Below are 19,135 nucleotides of genomic sequence, written 5' to 3' on the forward strand. Positions count from 1 at the left end.
GAGGGACGCGCACAGTGGGGTCGCCTTCTTTTGCTTACTTTTCTTGGCGAGACAAGAAAAGTAAGTCGCCCGCCGGGGCGAATTCCCGGCTCCTGCGCCACACAACCAGCAAGGCCAAAACAAAGACCCGCGTGGCGAATCCCAGCCTCCCCAGCAACAACAAGAACAACGCCAAAGCAAAGGCCCAGTGCCCTCACCCAAAGGGAGACCCAGCAACACCCAGCCCAAAACCGGCGAAAGCAAGACAGCGTTCAAGCGTGATGCCCCCCACCCATATGCGCCCCCAGCACATGCCGCTCGGCCGCCTCCACCGGCGTCTCGAACACGATCCGCCCTTCGCTCATCACCACGATCCGATCCGCCATCTCCAGCAATTCATCCAGGTCCTCGCTGATCAGCAGCACCGCTCCTCCACGCGCCCGCACCTGCCGGATGCGCCCATGAATCTCCGCCACCGCCGCAAAGTCCAACCCGAACACCGGATTCGCCGCGACCAGTACGTTGATATCCCCCGCGAGCTCACGCGCCAGGACCGCGCGCTGCACGTTGCCCCCGGAGAGGCTGCGAATCGGCGCCCCTTCGCCTTGTGTCTTGATCCCATACTCGGCAATCCAGGCCCGGGCTCGCCGCCGCCAGGCCCCGAAGTCGAGCACCCCTCCCCGCGCCAGCGGCGGCTGGTCGAAATCGCGCAGCGCCATGTTCTCCGCCACGCTGAGTTCACCCACGCAGGCATTGCGCAAAGGCTCTTCAGGCAGGCTGCGCACTTTCAGCCGCCGGTTCTCCTCGCGCCGCGCCAGGTAAGGCTCCCCCATCACCTTCACCTCGCCGCCCAGCCGCGCACGCTGCCCGACCAGCGCCTCCACCAGCTCGCGCTGCCCGTTCCCCGAGACACCCGCCACACCCAGGATCTCGCCCGCGCGCACATCGAGGCTCAGGTCGTGCACCGCCAGCGTCCCGCGGTCGCCCTGCGCGCGCAGCCCCTGCACCCGCAACGCCACCGGCGCATCCGCAGCGGGCACGGGCCGGGCCGCGTCGGCCGTCACGGCGTCGCCCTCGGGCGGCGGCGCCTCGCCCTCCCCCATCATCGCGGCGGCCAGCCGTGACGGATCGGTCTGGTCCACCCGGCAGTGATGCACCGCCTTGCCCCGCCGCAGCACCGTCACGTTGTCCGCATAGGCCATCACCTCGCGGAACTTGTGGGTGATGATCAGCACGGTGCACAGCCCGCTGCGCGCGAAGGCCCGCACGTGGCCCAGCACCTCGTCCGCCTCCTGCGGCGTCAGCACGGAGGTCGGCTCGTCCAGGATCAGCAGGCGCGGCTTCAGGTAAAGCTGCTTGAGCAGCTCGAGCTTCTGCTTCTCGCCGGCCGCGAGCGCCGAAGGGTGCCGGTCCAGGTCCAAGCGGAAAGGCGTGGTCGCCAGAAAGTCCTCCAGCTCGGCGCGCTGGCGCTTCCAGTCGATCAGCGCGGGCGTGCGGCCGCCGGCCAGCAGCAGGTTCTCCGCCACCGTCATGCCCGGTGCCAGCGTGAAGTGCTGGTAGACCATGCCGATGCCGAGCGCCCGCGCCACCACCGGGTTGGCGATGTCCTGCTCGCGCCCATCGATGAGGATGCTGCCCTCCTCTGCGCGCTGGAAGCCGGCCACGCACTTGACCAGCGTGCTCTTGCCGGCGCCGTTCTCGCCCAGTAGCGCATGGACGCTGCCGGGTTCGACGTACAGGCTCACGTTGTCCAGCGCGGTGAAATCGCCGAAGCGCTTGCTCAGGCGATAGGTGTCCAGCGCGAGCGCGCCGTTGGCGGCGGGCAGCGCGCCGATCGGGTGAACAGCGGGGTGGTCCATGAGCCAGACTCCCCCTCTACATGGCGGCCAGCGCTTCGAGCAGCGCGGCCGACGTGGCATGCGCGCCGAACACGCCGCCCTGCATGGTGATCATCTTCAGCGCCGCCAGGTGGTTGCCGTGGTCGGTCGCCGCGGTGCAGTCCGACAGCAGCAGGCATTCGAAGCCGCGGTCGTTGGCGTCGCGCATCGTGGTGTGCACGCACACGTCCGTGGTGATGCCGGCGAGGATCAGGTTCTCGATGCCGCGCGTGCGCAGCACCAGATCCAGGTCCGTGGCATAGAAGGAGCCCTTGCCGGGCTTGTCGATCACCACCTCGCCGGCCAGCGGCGCCAGCGCGGGGATGATCTCCCACCCGGGTTCGCCGCGCACCAGGATGCGGCCGCAGGGCCCCGCATCGCCGATGCCCACGCCGCCGGCGCCGATCTGCCGCGAGCGCCAGCGCTTGTTGGCCGGCAGGTCGGCCAGGTCCGGCCGGTGGCCTTCGCGCGTGTGGATGATGCCGAAGCCCAGCGCCCGCAGCCGCGCCAGCGTGCGCGCGATGGGCTCGATCGGCGCCTGCACCGGCGAGAGGTCGTAGCCCATCACGTCGACATAGCCGCCCGTGCCGCAGAAGTCGGTCTGCATGTCGATCACGATCAGCGCGGTGTTGTCGGGCCGCAGCGCGCCGTTGTAGGGCCATGCATAAGGGTCGGCGGAAACATAGCGCTCGGCAGTGCTGCTCATGGCGGGTCGGTTCAACGGGTGGAAGACAGCTCGCCCGGGCTGCCGGCAGCCACGCTGCCCGGCCTGCAGGTGAGCACCAGGATCAGCAGCGTGAGCACATAGGGCACCGTATTGAAAAGGTGGTAGCCCCAGCCCACGCCGATGGATTGCAGCGCCGGTCCGATGGCGCCGGCACCGCCGAAGAGCAGCGCGGCGCCGATGCAGCGCAGCGGGCTCCAGCGCGCGAAGATGACAAGCGCCACCGCGATCAGGCCCTGCCCGCTGGAGATGCCTTCGTTCCAGCTGCCCGGATAGAAGAGCGTGAGCGAGGCGCCGCCCAGCCCGGCGATGAAGCCGCCGGCCGTGGTCGCCGCGATGCGCAGCCCCGCCACTGAATAGCCCAGCGCCCGCGTCGCGTTCGCCGAGTCGCCCGCCATGCGCACCAGCAGGCCGATGCGCGTGTGCGCGAAGGCCCACCCCATCGCGATGGCGAGCACGATGCCCAACGGCACCAGCGCGTTCACCTGCAGGGCCGATCGCACGACCGGGTTCTCGCTCCAGTCGCCCAGCGGGATGGCCGGCAGCTGCGGCGCCTGCGGCTGGATCAGCGGCTTGCCCAGGTAGAAGGCCAGCCCGGTGCCGAAGAGCATCAGCGCGATGCCGGTGGCCACGTCGTTGACGCCGTCGAGCGAGCACAACAGCCCGTGCAGCAGCGCGAGCAGGGCCCCCGCCGCCGCGCCGATCAGCACGCCCAGCCAGGCCGAGCCCGTGAGCCAGGCTCCCCCGAAGGAGGCCATGGCCGACAGCACGAGCACGCCCTCCAGGCCGAGGTTGATGCGGCCCGATTTCTCGGTGAGGCACTCGCCCAGGCTCACGAACAGAAAGGGCACGCCGACGCGCAACGCGCCGCCGACGATGCCGGCCGCGAGGGCGATCCATGGGTCCGCGGTCATGCGGGCTCCTTTCGCAACGGCGGCTCGGGCAGCGGCGCGGCGTGGCGCTTCAGCAGCTTCTTCCAGTCGACCATTCGCAGGCCCTCGCTCGCGAGGATCAGCACGAAGGCCATGCCCTGGAGCACCAGCACCGAGGCATCGGGCAGGCCCACCCGCCGCTGCAGCAGGCTGCCCGCCGCGCCGAATCCGCCGAACAGGATCGCGACCGGGATGACCGCCAGCGGGTTGTGGCGCGCGATGAAGGACACCAGGATGCCCGCGTAGCCATAGCCCGCGATCAGCGAGGCGTTGGCATTGGTGTGGACCGCGGCCACCTCCACTGCGCCGGCCACGCCCGCGCAGGCGCCGCCGATGCCGCAGGCCGCGAGGATCAGCCGGCTGGCCGGCAGGCCCACCAGTTGGGCCGCGCGCGGGTTGCCCCCGACCACCCGCACCGCGAAGCCGGAGGCCGTGGCACGCAGCCACAGGCCTGCGACCACGCAGGCGGCGATGCCGATCACCAGCCCCCAGTGCACGTCCGACCCGCCGATGCCGCCGATGCCCAGCCCCTCGGCCAGCGAACGGGTGGCGGGCTTGTTCAGGCTCGCCGGGTCGCGCAGTACGCCTTCCACCAGGTGCTTGAAGAGCCCGATCGCCACGTAGGCCAGCAGCAGGCTGCTGATGGTTTCGTTGATGCCGCGGTACTGCCGCAGCCAGCCGGCCAGCATGATCCACAGCGCCCCCGCGAGGGCGCCGGCGATGCACAAGGCCAGCGAACCGAGCGCGTTGCCCGGCAGCGGCAGCACGTAGGGCACGGCCGCGCAGGCCAGGCCGCCGAGCACCAGCGCGCCCTCGCCGCCGATGATGACCAGCCCGGCACGCGCGGGGATCGCCACGCACAGCGCGGTCAACATCAGCGGCGCGGCGCGCTGCAGGGTGTTCTGCCAGGAAAACCAGTCGCCGAAGGCGCCCTTGAACAGGATCACCCAGACCTCCAGCGGACTGGCACCGGCGAACCAGACGAAGACGCCGAACAGCAGCAGCGCCGCCGCGATGGCGAACACCGGCAGGGCGGCTTCCTTCAGTGCATTGGACATAACGGACCCGAGAAGATGCCGGCCTCCCCCTCGGGGGATGGAGTTGCACGGACGCAGCGAGTGAAAAGCCGTCGGGCAGACACCCAGTTCTCCACCACGCGATCGCGAGACCCGTGACGCATGAAACACGAGGCCGCGAAGCCGGGCCTGTTCGGGAGCACCCGTGGAACCGGCTTCGCCGGGCCGCTGGGTGCGCCCCCGGTGAGGGGGTTGGCGGACCACACGAAGTGGGGGAGCCTGGGGGAGCGCTTCATGCCTAGCCGACGGAACCGACCACGCCCTCGACCAGGTAGTTCATCTTTTCCAGTTCGAGGTCGGTCTGCTTGAGCGCCTTGCCCGCAGGAATGACGACCGCGCCCTTGTTGTCCTTCAGCCCACCCTGGAAGATATCGAAGCTGCCGGCGAGCATCTTCGCCTTGGTGTCCTCTGCGTTCTTCTTCGCCGCGTCGCTCACCATCGGTCCGTAGGCCGACATCTTCACGTAGCCTTCCTTCAGCCCGCCGCGCAGGAAGTTGGGATGCGGCTTGCCGGACTGCGCCGCCTCGACGACGGCCTTGTAGGCAGTGAGCCAGTTCCACTCCGCGCCGGTGAGGTAGGCGTTGGGCGCCAGTTTCGCCTGGCTCGCGTGGTAGCCGCAGACCATCTTGCCGCGCTTGGCCGCGGTCTCGACCACCACCTTGGGGCCGTCCACGTGCATGGTGAAGACGTCGCAGCCCTGGTCGGCCAGGCTGTTGGTGGCCTCGGCCTCCTTCACCGCCATCGACCAGTCGCCGGTGAAGATCACGCTGCAGGTGATGCCGGGCTTGACCGAGCGCGCACCGAGGGTGAAGGCGTTGATGTTGCGCAGCACCTGCGGGATCGGCTTGGCAGCCACGAAGGCGATCTTGTTGCTCTTGGTCATGTGCCCGGCGATCACGCCGTTGAGGTACTGGCACTCGTCGATGTAGCCGAAGAAGCTGCCCACGTTCTTCGGATGCTTTCCCTCGGCCCACAGGCCGCCGCAGTGCGAGAAGCGCACCTCCGGGTTCTTGGGCGCGAGCGCCAGGATGTGCGGATCGAAGTAGCCGAAGGAGGTGGGAAACAGCAGCTTCGCGCCATCCTGCGCGATCATGCCGGTCATGGTCTTCTGCACGGCCGCGGTCTCGGGCACGTTCTCTTCCTCGACCACCTTGATGCCGGGCAGCTTCTTCAACTCGGCCGCGGCCTGGGCGTGCGCCTGGTTGTAGCCGTAGTCGTCGCGCGGGCCGACGTAGATCACGCCCACGGTCAGCGGCTTCTGCGCGCGGGCCAGTGCGCTCCAGCCAGCGAGGGTGGACGCGGAGGCGAGCGCGGCAAGGGATTGGATGGATTCGCGGCGGTTCAACTGGCTCATGGGTGTGCTCCGGGAGTGGAAGGGGTCGGGGATTCAGCTTCGATGAAGCTCACGTGCGCAGCCACCACGCGCCAGCCCTGGGCGGTGCGCATCCAGGTCTGGCTCTGGCGGCCGGTCCTGGTGCTGCCCTCGCGCTGGAACTCGCAGTTCGCCGTCGCGAAGTCGCGGCCGTAGGTGGTGATGACGGTGCGCAGCACCCGGCGCGCCAGGCCCTGCGCGGAGCGCGCCGCGCGGAAGGCCTGGATGGCCGGGTAGCCGTAGAGGTTCTCGGTCGCGCCGTAGCGCAGCGTGTGCGGGCTGTCCCAGAAGAGTTCGCCGAGCACCTCGACCTTGTTGTGGACCAGCGCGTCCTCGTAGCGCGCGAAGGCGGCCTCGACCTCGGCCAGCACCTCGGGCAGGTTGACGGAAGGCGTCGTGGCGTCTTTCATGCGAGCCTCGCCACCGGTGCCTGAACCACGCCTGCGGATTCGAGCGCGGCGGCCACGCGCAACACCAGGTCCTCGCGCCAGGGCGCGCCGATGACCTGCACGCCGATCGGCAGCCGCTCGTGCGCACCCCACACCGGCACCGCGCACACGGGCAGGCCGAGGCAGGAGATGGGCTGGGTCAGCACGCCCAGGCTGGGGCGCAGCGGCATGCGCCGGCCGTGCAGCTCGATCCACTCCGCGCCGATCGGTGTGGCGGCGCAGGGGGTGGCCGCGGCCAGCAGGATGTCGAAGCGTTCGAAGACACGGGCCGACTGCTCGGCGTAGAGGCGGCGCACGCGCTGGGCACGCGCCACCCAGGCCGCCGGCAGCAGCGCGCCGGCCAGGAAACGGTCGCGTGACAGCGGCTCGAAGTCCTGCGGCCGCGCGCGCAAGTCCTCCAGGTGCAGCGCGGCACCCTCCGCATTGGTGATGAGGAAGGCCGCGGCGCGGCCGGCCTCGACCATCGGCAGCTCGACCATCCGGCTGGCGCCGAGCGCCCGCGCCACCGTGTCCACCGCTGCGAGCGCCTCGGGCTGCGCGTGCTGCCGGAACCAGCCGCCGAGCACGCCGATGCGAAGCCCCTGCACGCCGCGCGTCAGGCTCTGCGTGACCGGCTCGATGTCGCGCTGCGCGCAGCCGGGGTCGCGCGGCCCGAGCCGCTCGGGGCCCTGCATCGCGTCGTAAGCCAACGCGAGGTCGCGCACCGTGCGCGCGAAGGGGCCCAGGTGGTCCAGGCTGGAGACGAAGGGGTAGCTGCCCGTGCGCGGCAGGCGGCCGAAGGTGGGTTTGAGGCCGAACACGCCGTTGAGCGAGGCCGGCACGCGGATCGAGCCGTTGGTGTCCGAACCCAGCGTGAGTGGCAGCTGCCCGGCCGCGACCGCCGCGCCGGAGCCGCCGGAGGAGCCGCCCGCGATGCGATCCAGGTCGTGCGGGTTGTGCGTCGCGCCCACGTGGCTGTTCTCGGTCGTGAAGCCGTAGGCGTACTCGTCCATGTTGAGCGCGCCCACCAGCACGGCGCCCGCGCGCTCGAGCCTGCGCACCAGGGTGGCATCGCCGCGTGCGGGTTCGCGCCCGGCCTCGATCTTCGAGCCGGCCAGGGTGGGCAGCCCCGCGATGTCGAACAGGTTCTTGACCGCGAAGGGCACGCCCAGCAGCGGCAGCTCGCCGGTGCGCACGCCGTGCGCGGACGCGAGCGAGGCATCCACCTGCCCGGCGCGGCGCAAGGCGCGCTCGCGGATCACGCCGGTGAAGGCGTTGATGCGGCTGTCGGTGGCCGCGATGCGGTCCAGGCTGGCCTGCACCAGGGCGACCGCGCTCACGGCACCGGAGCGCACGGCCTGCGCCATGGCCGCGGCATCCTTCAGGAGCAGGGCCGCCGGCGTCATTCCGACCACTCCGTGTGCACCACCGGCGTGAAGTGGACCGCGGGTTCGTCGTGCGCATCGAGCGGCACCGCTTCGACCACCGCCGCGAACTCCGCGGCCAGGGCCAGGTAGCGCAGCACGCCGGCGCGGTGGTCCGGGCGCAGGGGCAGGTCGAGCGCGGCGGCCGCCGCGTCGACATAGGCTTCGATCGTCTTGGGCGTCATGTCGTGCCGTCCTTCGTTCACAGCTTCTCCGCCTTGGATCACGCGAAGACCATGCCAGGGAGCCATTTCATCGACGGACTTCGCGCCGGAAGATTTCGAGGCTCTGCTTCTTCGCCGCGACCAAGCTGGGCGCGCGCAAGGTCTCGACCGTGCGCGGCCATGCATCGCCGCGCGCGAAGATCTCGGCCACGCGGGTCGGCCGCTTGGCGAGCAGCAGCAACTTCGGCCGCGGCAGCGCTGCGAGGGGCCGGAGGAGGCAATGCGCATGGAAAAGCACCATGTCATGCCTCGCGGGATTCGATGTAGCGGCGCCAGCCGCCGAGCCGGGTGATGTCCTCTGCGCCTTCGAGCGCCAGCGGCTCGCACAGGAAGCCCTGCACACGGCTGCCATCGGCGAGCTCCAGCGTGCCGATGCCCAGCGGCGCCGGGATCAGGGCGACGAAGCTGCCGTAGTGCGCCAGCGGCATCTGCCACACCTCGACGGCGATGGCCGCGCCGTCCGGCGGTGCGACGCGCACCAGGCCGGGCTTGGGCGGCACCGTGCCCGGCAGCGCGTACAGCCGATAGTGCGGCGCCGTGGCCGTCTGCGCGGCGAGGATGGCGCCGCGCTCGGTGAGCTGCCCGTTCAGCGGCATGCCCGAGAGGTGGGCACCGACGACGGCGATCTGCACGGTGGGCGTGGCCGCCTCCAGCGGCAGCGGCTCGGGCGCGGGCAAGGGGCGGCCGGTGGCGCCCTGCGTGAGGCCGGTCGCGTGATGAAAGCGCTGCCCCAGCCCGGCCAGTTGCAGGTCGCTGCCGCAGGGGCCGATCAGAGTGATGCCGAAGGGCAGCCCGTCCTCCCGCAGGCCCGAGGGCACGGCCAGTGCGGCGTAGTCCAGCAGGTTGACGAAGTTGGTGTACTCGCCCAGGTTGCGGTTGAGGACCACCGGGGCGGCGCGCATCGCGTCGATGGTGTAGTGGGAGGGAAAGGTGGGCACCACCAGCAGGTCGAGGCCCTCCCACAGGGCCTCGGCACGCCGGGCCAGCGCCTGAAGGCGGGTGCGTGCCTCGACGTAGTCGGCGGCGCTGTAGCGGCGGCCGTCGGCCAGGATGCTGCGCACGGGTTCGATCACCCGGTTCTGGTGGCCGTCGAAGAAGCTGCGCACCGCGGCGTAGCGCTCGGCCACGAGGGCGCTGTCGTAGAGCATGGCCGCGGCCTCGGCCAGGGGCGTGTAGTCGATGGGCATGGGCGTGCCGCCGAGCGCCACCATCTGCGCGACCGCCTGCTCGAAGGCGGCCAGCGAGAGCGCATCGCCGAAGAAGCGCGGCGAGCGCGGCAGGCCGAAGCGGAAGCGCGCCGGCAGGGGCTGCGCCGCCAGCACCAGCCGGCGCGAGTAAGGATCGGCGGCGTCGAAGCCCATCGCCGCCTTCATCACGCGCCATGCCATGCCGACGGTGGGCGCGAAGATGGACACGCAGTCCACGCTCTGGGCGGCCGGCACCACGCCGCGCGCGCTGATCAATCCGCGCGAGGGCTTCAGGCCCACGATGTTGTTGAGGCCGGCCGGCACGCGACCCGAGCCTGCAGTGTCGGTGCCGAGGGCAAAGTCCACCTCGCCCGTGGCCACCACGAAGGCCGAGCCGGAGCTGGAGCCGCCCGCGACGTAGCGCGCATCGAAGCTGTTGGGCACTGCGCCGTAGGGCGAGCGCGTGCCGTTCAGGCCGCAGGCGAACTGGTCGAGGTTGGTCTTTCCCGCCACGCTTGCACCGGCATCGAGCAGGCGCTGCACCACATGGGCGTGGGCCACCGGCGTGCGCGAGAAATCCGCGCAGCCGGCGGTGGTCGGCACGCCGGCCACGTCGATGTTGTCCTTGGCGGCGAAGCGCAAGCCCGCCAAGGGGCCCTGCGCCGCGCCGGCCAGGGGCGTGTCCAGGCGTGCGATCCAGGCGTTGGCGGCGCCGGCGGGCGGGTCCTGCATCCGGGCCACGCCGCGAAACGGGGCTGCTGCTTCATGCACCATCGTCAAGCATCCTGTCTTGTGTACAAGATGTGATGCAAGCGGCGTGCCAGCGCGCGCATGCCGCGCATGCCGCGTTCGGTCCGGAGAGGCTGCGGCGGCCCTAACCGGTGGCGGTGGCCAGCGTCTCCATCTCCGTGTCCACTTCAGCGAACTCGAAGATGGCGCCGACGGCGCGTGCGAGATCCTCGGGCGAGAACACGGTCACGCCTGCATCGGCCAACCGGGCCGGGGCCGTGGCCATCGCGCCCGCGTTGTCGATCAGGATGTCGATCCGGCCGAAGACCGCCTGGGCCTCGTCGATGAAGTTCTGCATGCTGGCGGGTCGCACCACGTCCAGCGCCTGGTAGTGGGCCGTGCCGCCGGCCTCGGTGATCTCGCGTGCCAGTGCGTCGAGGCGGCCGATGCCGCGTGCCCCCAGCATCACGCGGGCCCCGCGCCGGGCCAGCAGCCTGGCGGTGGCCGCGCCGATGCCGCTGCTGGCCCCGGTGATGGCGACAACTTTGTCCTGGATTCCCGACATATTCCGTTCCTCGATGAAGCGCCTGCGACGCAGTTGTCGCGGTGATGGGAGGGAAGTCTAGGAACGCGAGGCCGCGGAGCGTTAGCCGATTCGCGGACGCTTCTTGCCTGATCCTGCAAACCCGTAACCGGCGCGGGCCCGGCACCGAAGTTGTCGATGCAGATGCCGGTGAGCGGATGCGAAACGCACTGTATGCCTGCCTCCCGCGGATACAGAGGCATACGCAATCCGCTCGCGCGCGCCGCGGACGTCGAAGAATGCAGCCATTCCACCGCCACGAGGTCATGACATGAACATCCGATCCATCGCATTGCCGCTCACGATGGCCGCTGCCGCCTCGGTGGCCGTCCTCGGCTTCGCCACGCCGGGGACTGGCGGTGAACTGCCGGCGGGCGAAATCCGCCAGGCCCCCGACTTCCAGAACATCGACACCTGGATCAACTCGCCCCCGCTGAAGCTCGACGAACTGCGCGGCAAGGTGGTGCTGGTCGAGTTCTGGACCTACACCTGCATCAACTGCCTGAACCACCTGCCCTACGTCAAGGAATGGCACCAGAAGTACAAGGACCAGGGCCTGGTGGTAGTGGGTGTGCACACGCCGGAGTTCGCCTTCGAGAAGTCGACCAAGAACGTGCAGGACGCGGTCAAGCGCCTGCAGATCCAGCATGCCGTGGCGCAGGACAACAGCTACGCGACCTGGCGGGCGTTCAACAACCAGTACTGGCCGGCCGTCTACCTGATCGACAAGCAAGGGAAGATCGTCTACTCGCACTTCGGCGAAGGGCGCTATGGCGAGACAGAGAAGAAGATCCAGGCGCTGCTGGCGCAGCCGGCGCCGTCACAGCCGTCACCATCGGGTTCATGACATGAAGAAGATCTGGTTCGCCCTGCTCTTCCTGGCGGGCGGCATCTCGCACGAGATCCGCCATCCGCTGAGCTGCCATGCGATCACGGCCCGGCAACGCATGCAGCCGGACAGGCGCCCGCGTGCCTATGAAGGACTGCCTCAGGCGAGGGGACCTTAGTCCACCGCCTCCACCCCCGATGCGAAGACATAGCCCTCGCTGCGCACAGTCTTGATGTAGCGCGGCTCGCGCGCATCGTCGCGCAACCGCTGCCGCAAGCGGCTGACCAGCAGGTCGATCGAGCGCTCGAACAGCTCCGCCTCGCGGCCCTGGGTGAGGCTCAGCAACTGGTCGCGGCTCAGCACCTTCTGCGGATGGTCGAGGAAGATGCGCAGCAGCCGGTACTCGGCACCGCTCAGGGGGACCAGCGTGCCGCCGGCGTCGACCAGGTGGCGGGCGACGGTGTCCAGTTGCCAGTCGCCGAAGGCCAGCGTCCGGGCCGACTCGGTGGAGCGCATGTTGGGCGGCAGCGCGCGCGTGCGGCGCATCACCGCGCGGATGCGCGCCAGCAGTTCGCGGGCGGAGAAGGGCTTGGCGAGGTAGTCGTCGGCACCCATCTCGAGGCCGAGGATGCGATCGGCTTCCTCGCTGCGCGCCGTCAGCATGAGGATGGGAATCGCCTTGTGCTTGCCCGTGCGCAGGTCGCGGCACAGCGTCAGGCCATCCTCGCCGGGCAGCATCAGGTCGAGGATGATCAGATCGAAGGGGCCCGATTCTTCCAGCGCCGCCCGCATGTGCCGCCCGGTGGGCACGGCCACCACGCGCAGGCCGTTCTTGACCAGGTAGGTGCTGAGCAGTTCGCGGATCTCGCGATCGTCGTCGACGATGAGGATGTGGTCGGAAGGGCGGGTGGTCATGGCGGCCTCGCTGGACGGGCATCGAGCCCGCAATGTAGCGCCGCTTCCAGGCCGCAGCGGCCCGCAGTGAAATTTACTGTAGCGGGCTGCGCCCCGGATACACGCGCATACGAAGACCGCTTCATTCCAGAGGGCCGGCCCCAACAATTCCTTCGTCAGTTCTCAACCACCCTGCCTACCGAAGGAATGAAGGAATCCACCATGACCCGCATCGATCAAGTGATCTACACCGGCAAGACCCGCACCACGGGCGGCCGTGAAGGCGCGTCCCGCAGCAGCGACGGCCGCCTGGACATCCAGCTCTCGTCACCCGGCTCTGCCGGCCGCGGCACCAACCCGGAGCAACTGCTCGCCGCCGGCTGGTCGGCCTGCTTCATCGGCGCCATCGGCCTGGCCGCCGCACAGAAGAAGGTGAAGCTGCCGGCCGACCTGGCGGTCGACACCGAGATCGACCTCGGCGCGACGGACGGCGCCTACTTCCTGCAGGCGCGGCTCAACGTCAGCCTGCCGGGCGTGGACCCCGAAGTGGCCCGGGCCCTGGTGGAGACGGCGCACCAGACCTGCCCCTATTCGAAGGCCACTCGGGGCAACATCGACGTCCAGCTCAACCTCGTCTGAACGTTCATGTCCACCCTGCGCCGCCTGGTCCCCCGGTCGCTGTTCGCGCGCGTGACGCTGATCATCGTGATCGGCCTCGCGATCGCGCAACTGCTGACCTTCGCAGCGATCCGCTACGAGCGCGGCATGGCGCTGCGCGAGCTGATGATGACCGGCATCGAGCGCGACATCGCGAGTTCGATCGCCGTGCTCGACCGGCTGCCGGCAGCGGAGCGGGGCGATTGGCTGGCGCGGCTGGAGCGGCGCAACTACCGCTTCATGCTGGGCGGCGGTGTCGAGGGCCCGGCGCCCGCGACGCCGACGGCGCAGGCGTTCGCCGACGCGATCGTCCGCGCGCTGCGGCCCTTCCAGGCGGTGAAGGTGGCGCAGTCGAGCACGGCGAGCGACGGGCTGCGCATCGAGGTGCGGCTCGGCGACGGGAGCCCGGTGACGGTCGACGCACGCCGGGTCGGCATGCCGGTGTCGAACTGGGTGATGTGGGTGCTGGCGGTCCAGCTCCTGGTGCTGGCCCTGTGTGCCTGGTTCGCGGTCCGCCTGGCCACGCGGCCGCTGGCACGCCTGGCCGCGGCGGCCGACGAACTGGGGCCCGACCTGAAGGCACGCACGCTCGACGAGAACGGGCCGACCGAGGTGGCGCACGCGGCACGCGCGTTCAATGCGATGCAGGGGCGCATCGCCGGCTACATGGCCGAGCGGGTGGAGATCCTGGCGGCGATCTCGCACGATCTGCAGACGCCTATCACGCGGATGCGGCTGCGCACCGAGTTGATGGACAACGAGCAGGACCAGCTCAAGTTCCGCCAGGACCTCGACGCCATGCACGCGCTGGTGAAGGAGGGCGTGACCTACGCGCGCACCCTGCACGGCGCGACCGAGCCGCCGGCGCGCATCGACGGCGACGCGCTGCTCGAAAGCATGGTCGCCGACTACGAGGACGCGGGTCAGCCGGTACGGCTGGAGGGCCGGATCGGCGCGCCGATGGTGACGCGGCCGAACGCGCTGCGGCGCATCCTCGCGAACCTGATCGACAACGCGCTGAAGTTCGGCACCGACGTGCGCGTGCAGGTGCAGCCACTCGCAGACCGCCTGGTCATCGCCGTGCTCGACAACGGGCCGGGCATTCCGCCCGACGAGCTGGAGGCGGTGCTCAAACCCTTCTACCGGGTCGAGGGCTCGCGCAACCGCAGCACCGGCGGGACCGGGCTCGGGCTCGCCATCGCGCATCAACTCGCCACCGCGATGGGCGCGCAGCTGCAATTGTCCAACCGCAGCGAAGGCGGGCTCGAAGCGCGCGTGACGCTGCTCCACACCGACGCGGCCTGAAGCCGCGCCCACCGAAAGCCCCCCATGCTCCTCTTCCTCGTGGCCTACCTGGGCGGTGTGCTCACCGTCCTGAGCCCGTGCATCCTGCCGGTGCTTCCCTTCGTGTTCGCGCGCGCCGATCGTCCGTTCCGTTCGCATGGCCTGCCGCTGCTGCTGGGCATGGCGCTGGCCTTTGCCGGCGTCGCCACGCTGGCCGCGGTGGGAGGCGGCTGGGTGGTCGAGCTCAACCAGTACGGGCGCTACGCGGCGATCGCGCTGCTGTCGATGTTCGGCGTGACACTCTTGTTTCCGTCCGTCGCCGATCGCCTGGCGCGGCCGCTGGTGGCCCTGGGCGTGCGGCTGTCCGATGCGCAGATGCACGGGGGGCGCCCACGGTCTTCCGTCCTGTCGCCGCTCCTGCTGGGCGTGGGCACGGGCCTGTTGTGGGCGCCCTGCGCGGGGCCGATCCTCGGGCTCATCCTGACCGGCGCAGCGCTCAACGGCGCCAGCGTGGGCAGTTCCTTGTTGCTGCTGGCCTACGCGGCCGGCGCCTGCACCTCGCTGGCAGCCGCGCTGCTCTTCGGCGGCCGGCTGTTCGCCTCCCTGAAGGGCTCGCTGCGCGCGGGCGAGTGGCTGCGGCGCGCCGCGGGCGCTGCGGTGCTGGCGGGTGTCGGCGCCATCGCAGTGGGGCTGGACACCGGGCTGCTCGCGCAGATCTCGTCGGGGACGACCTCCACGCTGGAACAGGCGCTGGTCGATCGCTTCGGCCTCCGGAAGTCTCAGACGCAGTCGCACCCGCCTGTCGGCGATGCCGGCGCACGGCAGGAAGAAGGCGGGTTGATCCAGACGGCCGCCGAGTCGCCCGCGTCGGCGCTCCGGCTCGGCGTCGAAGGCCGCCTGCCCTCGCTCGCCGGTGCGACCGAATGGATCAATTCGCCCCCGCTGAGCGCCGAAGGCCTGCGCGGCAGGGTGGTGCTGGTCGACTTCTGGACCTACTCGTGCATCAACTGCCTGCGCACGCTTCCCTACGTCCGCGAATGGGCGCAGAAGTACAAGGCGGCAGGCCTGGTGGTGATCGGCGTGCATGCGCCGGAGTTCGCCTTCGAGAAGCGGCCTGCCAACGTGCGCCGGGCGGTGCAGGAGCTCGGCATCGACTACCCGGTGGCGATCGACAACGACTTCTCGGTCTGGCGCGGTTTCGACAACCGCTACTGGCCTGCCTTCTACTTCGTGGATGCGCAGGGACGCATCCGCCATCACCAGTTCGGCGAAGGAGGGTACGAGGCGTCGGAGCGGGTGCTGCAGCAGTTGCTGGCGGAGGCCGGGCGATCCGGCGTGCCTTCCACGCTCGCGGCGCCGCAAGGCCGGGGCGTGGAAGCCGCACCCGGCAAGGCGCCGGTGTTGACCGAAGAAACCTACCTGGGCCATGCGCATGGCGCGTACGGATTCGCTTCGAACGGCGGCATCGTGCGCGACCGTGCGGCGGTGTACCGGCAGCCGTCCTCGCTGCGGACGAACGAATGGGCGCTGGCGGGCGAGTGGAAGGTCGAAAGCGAGCGCGCGGTGCTGGCGCGCGCCGACGGACGCATCGCGCTGCGCTTCCATGCGCGCGACCTGCACCTGGTGCTCGGCCCTGCGGCCGACGGCAAGCCGGTGCGCTTCAGGGTGCGCCTGGACGGCCAGCCGCCGCTCGGGGACCATGGCTCGGACGTCGACGCCGAGGGCATCGGCACGATCGAGGGCCAGCGGCTGTACCAGCTGGTGCGTCAATCCACGGGTTCGCGCGACCGGCTGTTCGAAATCGAATTCCTCGACCCCGGCGCGCAGGCCTACGCCTTCACCTTCGGCTGAAGCTCGATCCGCCAGGCTCGGCGCGGTCCTGTTGCAGCGGCCGCTTCAACCTCGCTTCGCGGCGCGATAGAGTCCCTCGACCTTGGGCACATTGGCCTTCAGCTTGGCGATGCGGTCCGGGCCGCTCGGGTGGGTCGACAGGAAGCCGAGCCCGCCTTCGCTCTTCGAGGCCTTGGCCATCTTGGTCCACAGCGAGACCGAGGCCTGCGGGTCGTAGCCGGCGCGCGCCGCCAGCTCCAGGCCGACCAGGTCGGCATCGGTCTCGTCGCTGCGGCTGAACTTCAGCGTGAGCAGTTGCGTGCCCGCCCGCGCCGCCAGGTCGCCGGCCTGGCCCAGGCCCAGCAGCTGGGCGCCGATCGACAGGGCCGCGCCGGTGCCGGCGCTCTTGGCCAGGCGCGCGCGGGCATGCTCGCGCAGGGCATGCGCCATCTCGTGGCCCATCACCATGGCCACCTCGTCGTCGCTGAGCTGGAGCTGGTCGAGGATGCCGGTGAAGAAGGCGATCTTGCCGCCGGGCATGCAGAAGGCGTTGACCTGCTTGCTGCCGATGAGGTTGATCTCCCACTTCCAGCGGGCGGCACGCTCGTTCCACTGCGGGGTGAAGGGGATGATTCGCGTCGCGACGGCGCGCAGGCGCTGCAGCTGCGGATGGCCCTCCCCGGCCAGCGCGCCCTTGGCCTTAGCCTGCGCGAGCAGCTCGCCGTACTGCTGCACGCCGGCCTGCTCGACGTTCTCGGCGGGGACCAGGTTGCGCGCCACCGAGGCCTTGCCCACCTCGACCTGCGCCAGCGCGGCCGGGGCCGCCGCGCCCGCGACGGCGGCGAGCAGGAATACACGGCGGGCCTGCCAGGGGCCGGAGCGGGAGGGGCATTGCAGACACATGCGGGAATAATAAGAGAGCTCCTCGACCTTTCCCTTCATGTCCGCATCCCCGGCCGAGCCCACTCCCCCTGCCCTGCCCTGGCGCGATGCGCTCAAGGTCTATCTCGAACCCGCGACCCTGCGCATGCTGGCGCTGGGCTTCTCCGCCGGCCTGCCGCTGCTGCTGGTGCTGGGCACGCTGAGCTTCCGGCTGCGCGAGGCCGGCATCGACCGCACCACCATCGGCTACCTGAGCTGGGTCGGCCTGGCCTACGGCTTCAAGTGGGTGTGGGCGCCGCTGGTCGACCGGCTGCCCGTTCCGCCCTTCACGACGCTGCTGGGCCGGCGGCGCGGCTGGCTGCTGCTGGCGCAACTCATGGTGATCGCCGGTCTCGGGGGCATGGCCTTCAACGATCCGCGCGCCGGGCTCGCGCCGCTGGTGTGGTGCGCCCTGCTGGTGGCCTTCGGCTCGGCCACGCAGGACATCGCGCTGGACGCCTTCCGCATCGAATCGGCCGCCACGCGCAAACAGGCTGCCCTTGCCGCCGCCTACCAGACCGGCTACCGGCTGGCCATGATCTGGGCCGGTGCCGGCGTGCTGTGGATCGCGGCCGGTGCAGAGACCGTCGGCAGCACCGGCTACCAGAACGGCGCCTGGAAGACGGCCTACCTGGCGATGGCCGCGTCGATGGCGATCGGGGTCCTCACCGTGCTGCTGTCGCCCGAACCGGCACGCGTCGCATTGCCGAAGCCGAAGAACCTGGGGCAGTGGCTGGAGGGCGCGCTGGTCGAACCCTTCGCCGACTTCTTCCGCCGCTACCGCTGGCAGGCGGCGCTGATCCTGGCGCTGATCGCGGTCTACCGCATCAGCGACGTGGTGATGGGGATCATGGCCAACCCCTTCTACGTGGACATGGGCTTCACCAAGGACGAGGTCGCCACCGTCAGCAAGATCTACGGCGTGGTGATGACCCTGGCCGGCGCCTTCGTCGGCGGCGTGCTGTCGATGCGGCTGGGCGTGATGCGGGTGCTGATGCTGGGCGCGGTGCTCAGCGCGGCCAGCAACCTGCTGTTCGCAGGGCTGGCGTCGCGCGGGCACGACCTCACGGCCCTGGTGCTGGTGGTCTCGGCCGACAACCTGGCCGGCGGCATCGCCTCCGCGGCCTTCATCGCCTATCTGTCGAGCCTGACCAACGTCAGCTATTCCGCCACCCAGTACGCGCTGTTCAGCTCGCTGATGCTGCTGCTGCCGAAGTTCATCGCCGGGTATTCCGGCGCCTTCGTCGATGCCTTCGGCTACCACGCGTTTTTCACCGGCACGGCTGCGCTGGGGGTGCCCGTGCTGCTGCTGGTGGCTTTGGCAGCGAAGAAAGCGCCGGCACGGCAACAACAGACTGGCTCCGTCGCCGAAACGGCGCCATAATGGCACCGTTTCGGAGACGGACCCATGGCAACGTTATCGATCAAGGATGTACCCGACGAGCTCGCCGAACGCCTGCGGCAGCGCGCGGCGCGCAACCACCGCTCGCTCCAGGGCGAACTGATGGCGATCATCGAACACGCCGTCCAATCCTCGCAGCCAGCGCCGGCGCCCGCGCCTCCACCGCGTGCCGAGGTGGTCGGCGTGGGCTGGGGCGGCAGGCCGATCCTGCGGCGCGGCGGCAAGACGATCGAGCAGATCGCGGCGGAACACCGTGCACGGTTTCCCGAGCCCCTGCAGGGCAGTCCCCGGGCGGTCGACATCATCCGTGCCGATCGAGACAGCCGATGAGCACCACGGTGTCCGCCATCTACGTGGCCGAGCCGCCGGCGGCCTTCCATCTGCGTCCACCGCTGGTGGTGGACTGCAGTGCGCTCAGCGCGATCCTGTTCGACGAGCCGGAGCGCGACGAAGCCCTGGCTCGACTGATCGGCCGCAGCCTGCATGCCCCGAACCTGCTCGACCACGAGATCGCCAATGTCGCCATCGAGAAGCGGCGGCGCGATTTCCCGGCCGAAGCCCTGGCGCAGGCGCTGGCGGACTACGCGGCCTACGACCTGGCGCTGCATCCTGTCGATGTGATCGGTCAGTGCGAGCTGGCGGCGCGCTACGACCTCTCTGCCTACGACGCGGCCTACCTGTGGCTGGCCGCCGAGCTGAGGGCACCGCTCGCCACATTCGACCGCCGCCTCGCCGAGGCCGCGCAGGCGCACCTGGGCCGCTTGTCCTGACGGCGTCGAAGGG

At 70.2% G+C, this 19,135-nt stretch carries 20 protein-coding genes and 1 pseudogene; 8 read left to right on the plus strand and 13 right to left on the minus strand.

The window, feature by feature from the left end; all coding sequences use genetic code 11:
* Positions 1–251: 251 nt before the first annotated feature.
* The 11 genes and pseudogenes from ABEA07_RS06230 to ABEA07_RS06280 form a co-directional block, all read right to left on the minus strand.
* On the minus strand, positions 252–1,838 hold the full coding sequence (locus ABEA07_RS06230; protein WP_345536596.1) for an ABC transporter ATP-binding protein: 1,587 nt from the start codon (positions 1,836–1,838) through the stop codon (positions 252–254).
* Between the two features lie 16 nt (positions 1,839–1,854).
* Positions 1,855–2,562 carry a biuret amidohydrolase gene (biuH, locus tag ABEA07_RS06235; protein WP_345536597.1) on the minus strand — a complete coding sequence of 236 codons (708 nt, stop codon included), beginning with the start codon at positions 2,560–2,562 and terminating at the stop codon, positions 1,855–1,857.
* An 11-nt stretch (positions 2,563–2,573) separates the two neighbouring features.
* A complete protein-coding gene (locus ABEA07_RS06240) occupies positions 2,574–3,494 on the minus strand; it encodes an ABC transporter permease (protein WP_345536598.1) in 921 nt (306 codons plus the stop codon).
* Positions 3,491–4,570 carry an ABC transporter permease gene (locus ABEA07_RS06245; protein WP_345536600.1) on the minus strand — a complete coding sequence of 360 codons (1,080 nt, stop codon included), beginning with the start codon at positions 4,568–4,570 and terminating at the stop codon, positions 3,491–3,493. The genes ABEA07_RS06240 and ABEA07_RS06245 overlap by 4 nt, the downstream gene beginning before the upstream one ends.
* Before the next feature lie 256 nt (positions 4,571–4,826).
* Entirely contained in the window at positions 4,827–5,942 is a 1,116-nt protein-coding gene (locus ABEA07_RS06250; protein WP_345536601.1) for a BMP family ABC transporter substrate-binding protein, read from the minus strand.
* Positions 5,939–6,370, minus strand: coding sequence for an oxalurate catabolism protein HpxZ (gene hpxZ / locus ABEA07_RS06255; RefSeq protein ID WP_345536602.1), 432 nt, complete (start codon positions 6,368–6,370; stop codon positions 5,939–5,941). The genes ABEA07_RS06250 and hpxZ overlap by 4 nt, the downstream gene beginning before the upstream one ends.
* Positions 6,367–7,794 carry an AtzE family amidohydrolase gene (locus ABEA07_RS06260; protein ID WP_345536603.1) on the minus strand — a complete coding sequence of 476 codons (1,428 nt, stop codon included), beginning with the start codon at positions 7,792–7,794 and terminating at the stop codon, positions 6,367–6,369. Before ABEA07_RS06260 ends, hpxZ begins: the two co-directional genes overlap by 4 nt.
* Positions 7,791–7,997, minus strand: a complete 207-nt coding sequence (locus ABEA07_RS06265; RefSeq protein ID WP_345536604.1) for an AtzG-like protein — start codon at positions 7,995–7,997, stop codon at positions 7,791–7,793. The genes ABEA07_RS06260 and ABEA07_RS06265 overlap by 4 nt, the downstream gene beginning before the upstream one ends.
* Before the next feature lie 67 nt (positions 7,998–8,064).
* Positions 8,065–8,220 (minus strand): annotated as a pseudogene (locus tag ABEA07_RS06270) (ABC transporter ATP-binding protein); the annotation flags it as partial.
* A gap of 58 nt (positions 8,221–8,278) precedes the next feature.
* The gene (gene atzF / locus ABEA07_RS06275) at positions 8,279–9,955 is read right to left on the minus strand and encodes an allophanate hydrolase (RefSeq protein WP_345536766.1); all 1,677 of its coding nucleotides are present in this window, start codon (positions 9,953–9,955) and stop codon (positions 8,279–8,281) included.
* Between the two features lie 142 nt (positions 9,956–10,097).
* The gene (locus ABEA07_RS06280; RefSeq protein WP_345536606.1) at positions 10,098–10,517 is read right to left on the minus strand and encodes an SDR family oxidoreductase; all 420 of its coding nucleotides are present in this window, start codon (positions 10,515–10,517) and stop codon (positions 10,098–10,100) included.
* A 289-nt stretch (positions 10,518–10,806) separates the two neighbouring features.
* Here ABEA07_RS06280 and ABEA07_RS06285 point away from each other — a divergent pair, with 289 nt between their 5' ends.
* Both ABEA07_RS06285 and ABEA07_RS06290 read left to right on the plus strand, forming a co-directional pair.
* Entirely contained in the window at positions 10,807–11,382 is a 576-nt protein-coding gene (locus ABEA07_RS06285) for a thioredoxin family protein (protein WP_345536607.1), read from the plus strand.
* A gap of 1 nt (position 11,383) precedes the next feature.
* Positions 11,384–11,542, plus strand: coding sequence for a hypothetical protein (locus ABEA07_RS06290; protein ID WP_345536609.1), 159 nt, complete (start codon positions 11,384–11,386; stop codon positions 11,540–11,542).
* Here ABEA07_RS06290 and ABEA07_RS06295 read toward each other — a convergent pair.
* Positions 11,539–12,279, minus strand: coding sequence for a response regulator (locus tag ABEA07_RS06295; protein WP_345536610.1), 741 nt, complete (start codon positions 12,277–12,279; stop codon positions 11,539–11,541). The genes ABEA07_RS06290 and ABEA07_RS06295 overlap by 4 nt on opposite strands.
* A gap of 201 nt (positions 12,280–12,480) precedes the next feature.
* Between ABEA07_RS06295 and ABEA07_RS06300 the strand changes: the two genes are divergently transcribed.
* The 3 genes from ABEA07_RS06300 to ABEA07_RS06310 are packed head-to-tail and all read left to right on the plus strand — an operon-like array spanning position 12,481 to position 16,050.
* Positions 12,481–12,897 (plus strand): organic hydroperoxide resistance protein, encoded by a 417-nt coding sequence (locus ABEA07_RS06300; RefSeq protein WP_345536611.1) that lies wholly within the window; start codon positions 12,481–12,483, stop codon positions 12,895–12,897.
* A gap of 6 nt (positions 12,898–12,903) precedes the next feature.
* Positions 12,904–14,220 carry an ATP-binding protein gene (locus ABEA07_RS06305; RefSeq protein ID WP_345536612.1) on the plus strand — a complete coding sequence of 439 codons (1,317 nt, stop codon included), beginning with the start codon at positions 12,904–12,906 and terminating at the stop codon, positions 14,218–14,220.
* Between the two features lie 24 nt (positions 14,221–14,244).
* Positions 14,245–16,050, plus strand: coding sequence for a cytochrome c biogenesis protein DipZ (locus ABEA07_RS06310; RefSeq protein ID WP_345536613.1), 1,806 nt, complete (start codon positions 14,245–14,247; stop codon positions 16,048–16,050).
* Positions 16,051–16,095: 45 nt separating this feature from the next.
* Here ABEA07_RS06310 and ABEA07_RS06315 read toward each other — a convergent pair whose 3' ends face one another.
* Complete coding sequence (locus ABEA07_RS06315; protein WP_345536768.1) at positions 16,096–16,932, minus strand: M48 family metallopeptidase; 837 nt, start codon at positions 16,930–16,932, stop codon at positions 16,096–16,098.
* A gap of 37 nt (positions 16,933–16,969) precedes the next feature.
* On the opposite strand from ABEA07_RS06315, the gene ABEA07_RS06320 reads away from it, so the two are divergent.
* The 3 genes from ABEA07_RS06320 to ABEA07_RS06330 are packed head-to-tail and all read left to right on the plus strand — an operon-like array spanning position 16,970 to position 19,122.
* Positions 16,970–18,334 carry an AmpG family muropeptide MFS transporter gene (locus ABEA07_RS06320; protein ID WP_345536614.1) on the plus strand — a complete coding sequence of 455 codons (1,365 nt, stop codon included), beginning with the start codon at positions 16,970–16,972 and terminating at the stop codon, positions 18,332–18,334.
* Between the two features lie 24 nt (positions 18,335–18,358).
* A complete protein-coding gene (locus tag ABEA07_RS06325; RefSeq protein ID WP_345536615.1) occupies positions 18,359–18,682 on the plus strand; it encodes a FitA-like ribbon-helix-helix domain-containing protein in 324 nt (107 codons plus the stop codon).
* On the plus strand, positions 18,679–19,122 hold the full coding sequence (locus ABEA07_RS06330) for a type II toxin-antitoxin system VapC family toxin (RefSeq protein ID WP_345536617.1): 444 nt from the start codon (positions 18,679–18,681) through the stop codon (positions 19,120–19,122). The genes ABEA07_RS06325 and ABEA07_RS06330 overlap by 4 nt, the downstream gene beginning before the upstream one ends.
* Positions 19,123–19,135 lie beyond the last annotated feature (13 nt).

This window comes from Variovorax defluvii (assembly GCF_039541515.1).
Taxonomy (GTDB): domain Bacteria; phylum Pseudomonadota; class Gammaproteobacteria; order Burkholderiales; family Burkholderiaceae_C; genus Variovorax; species Variovorax defluvii.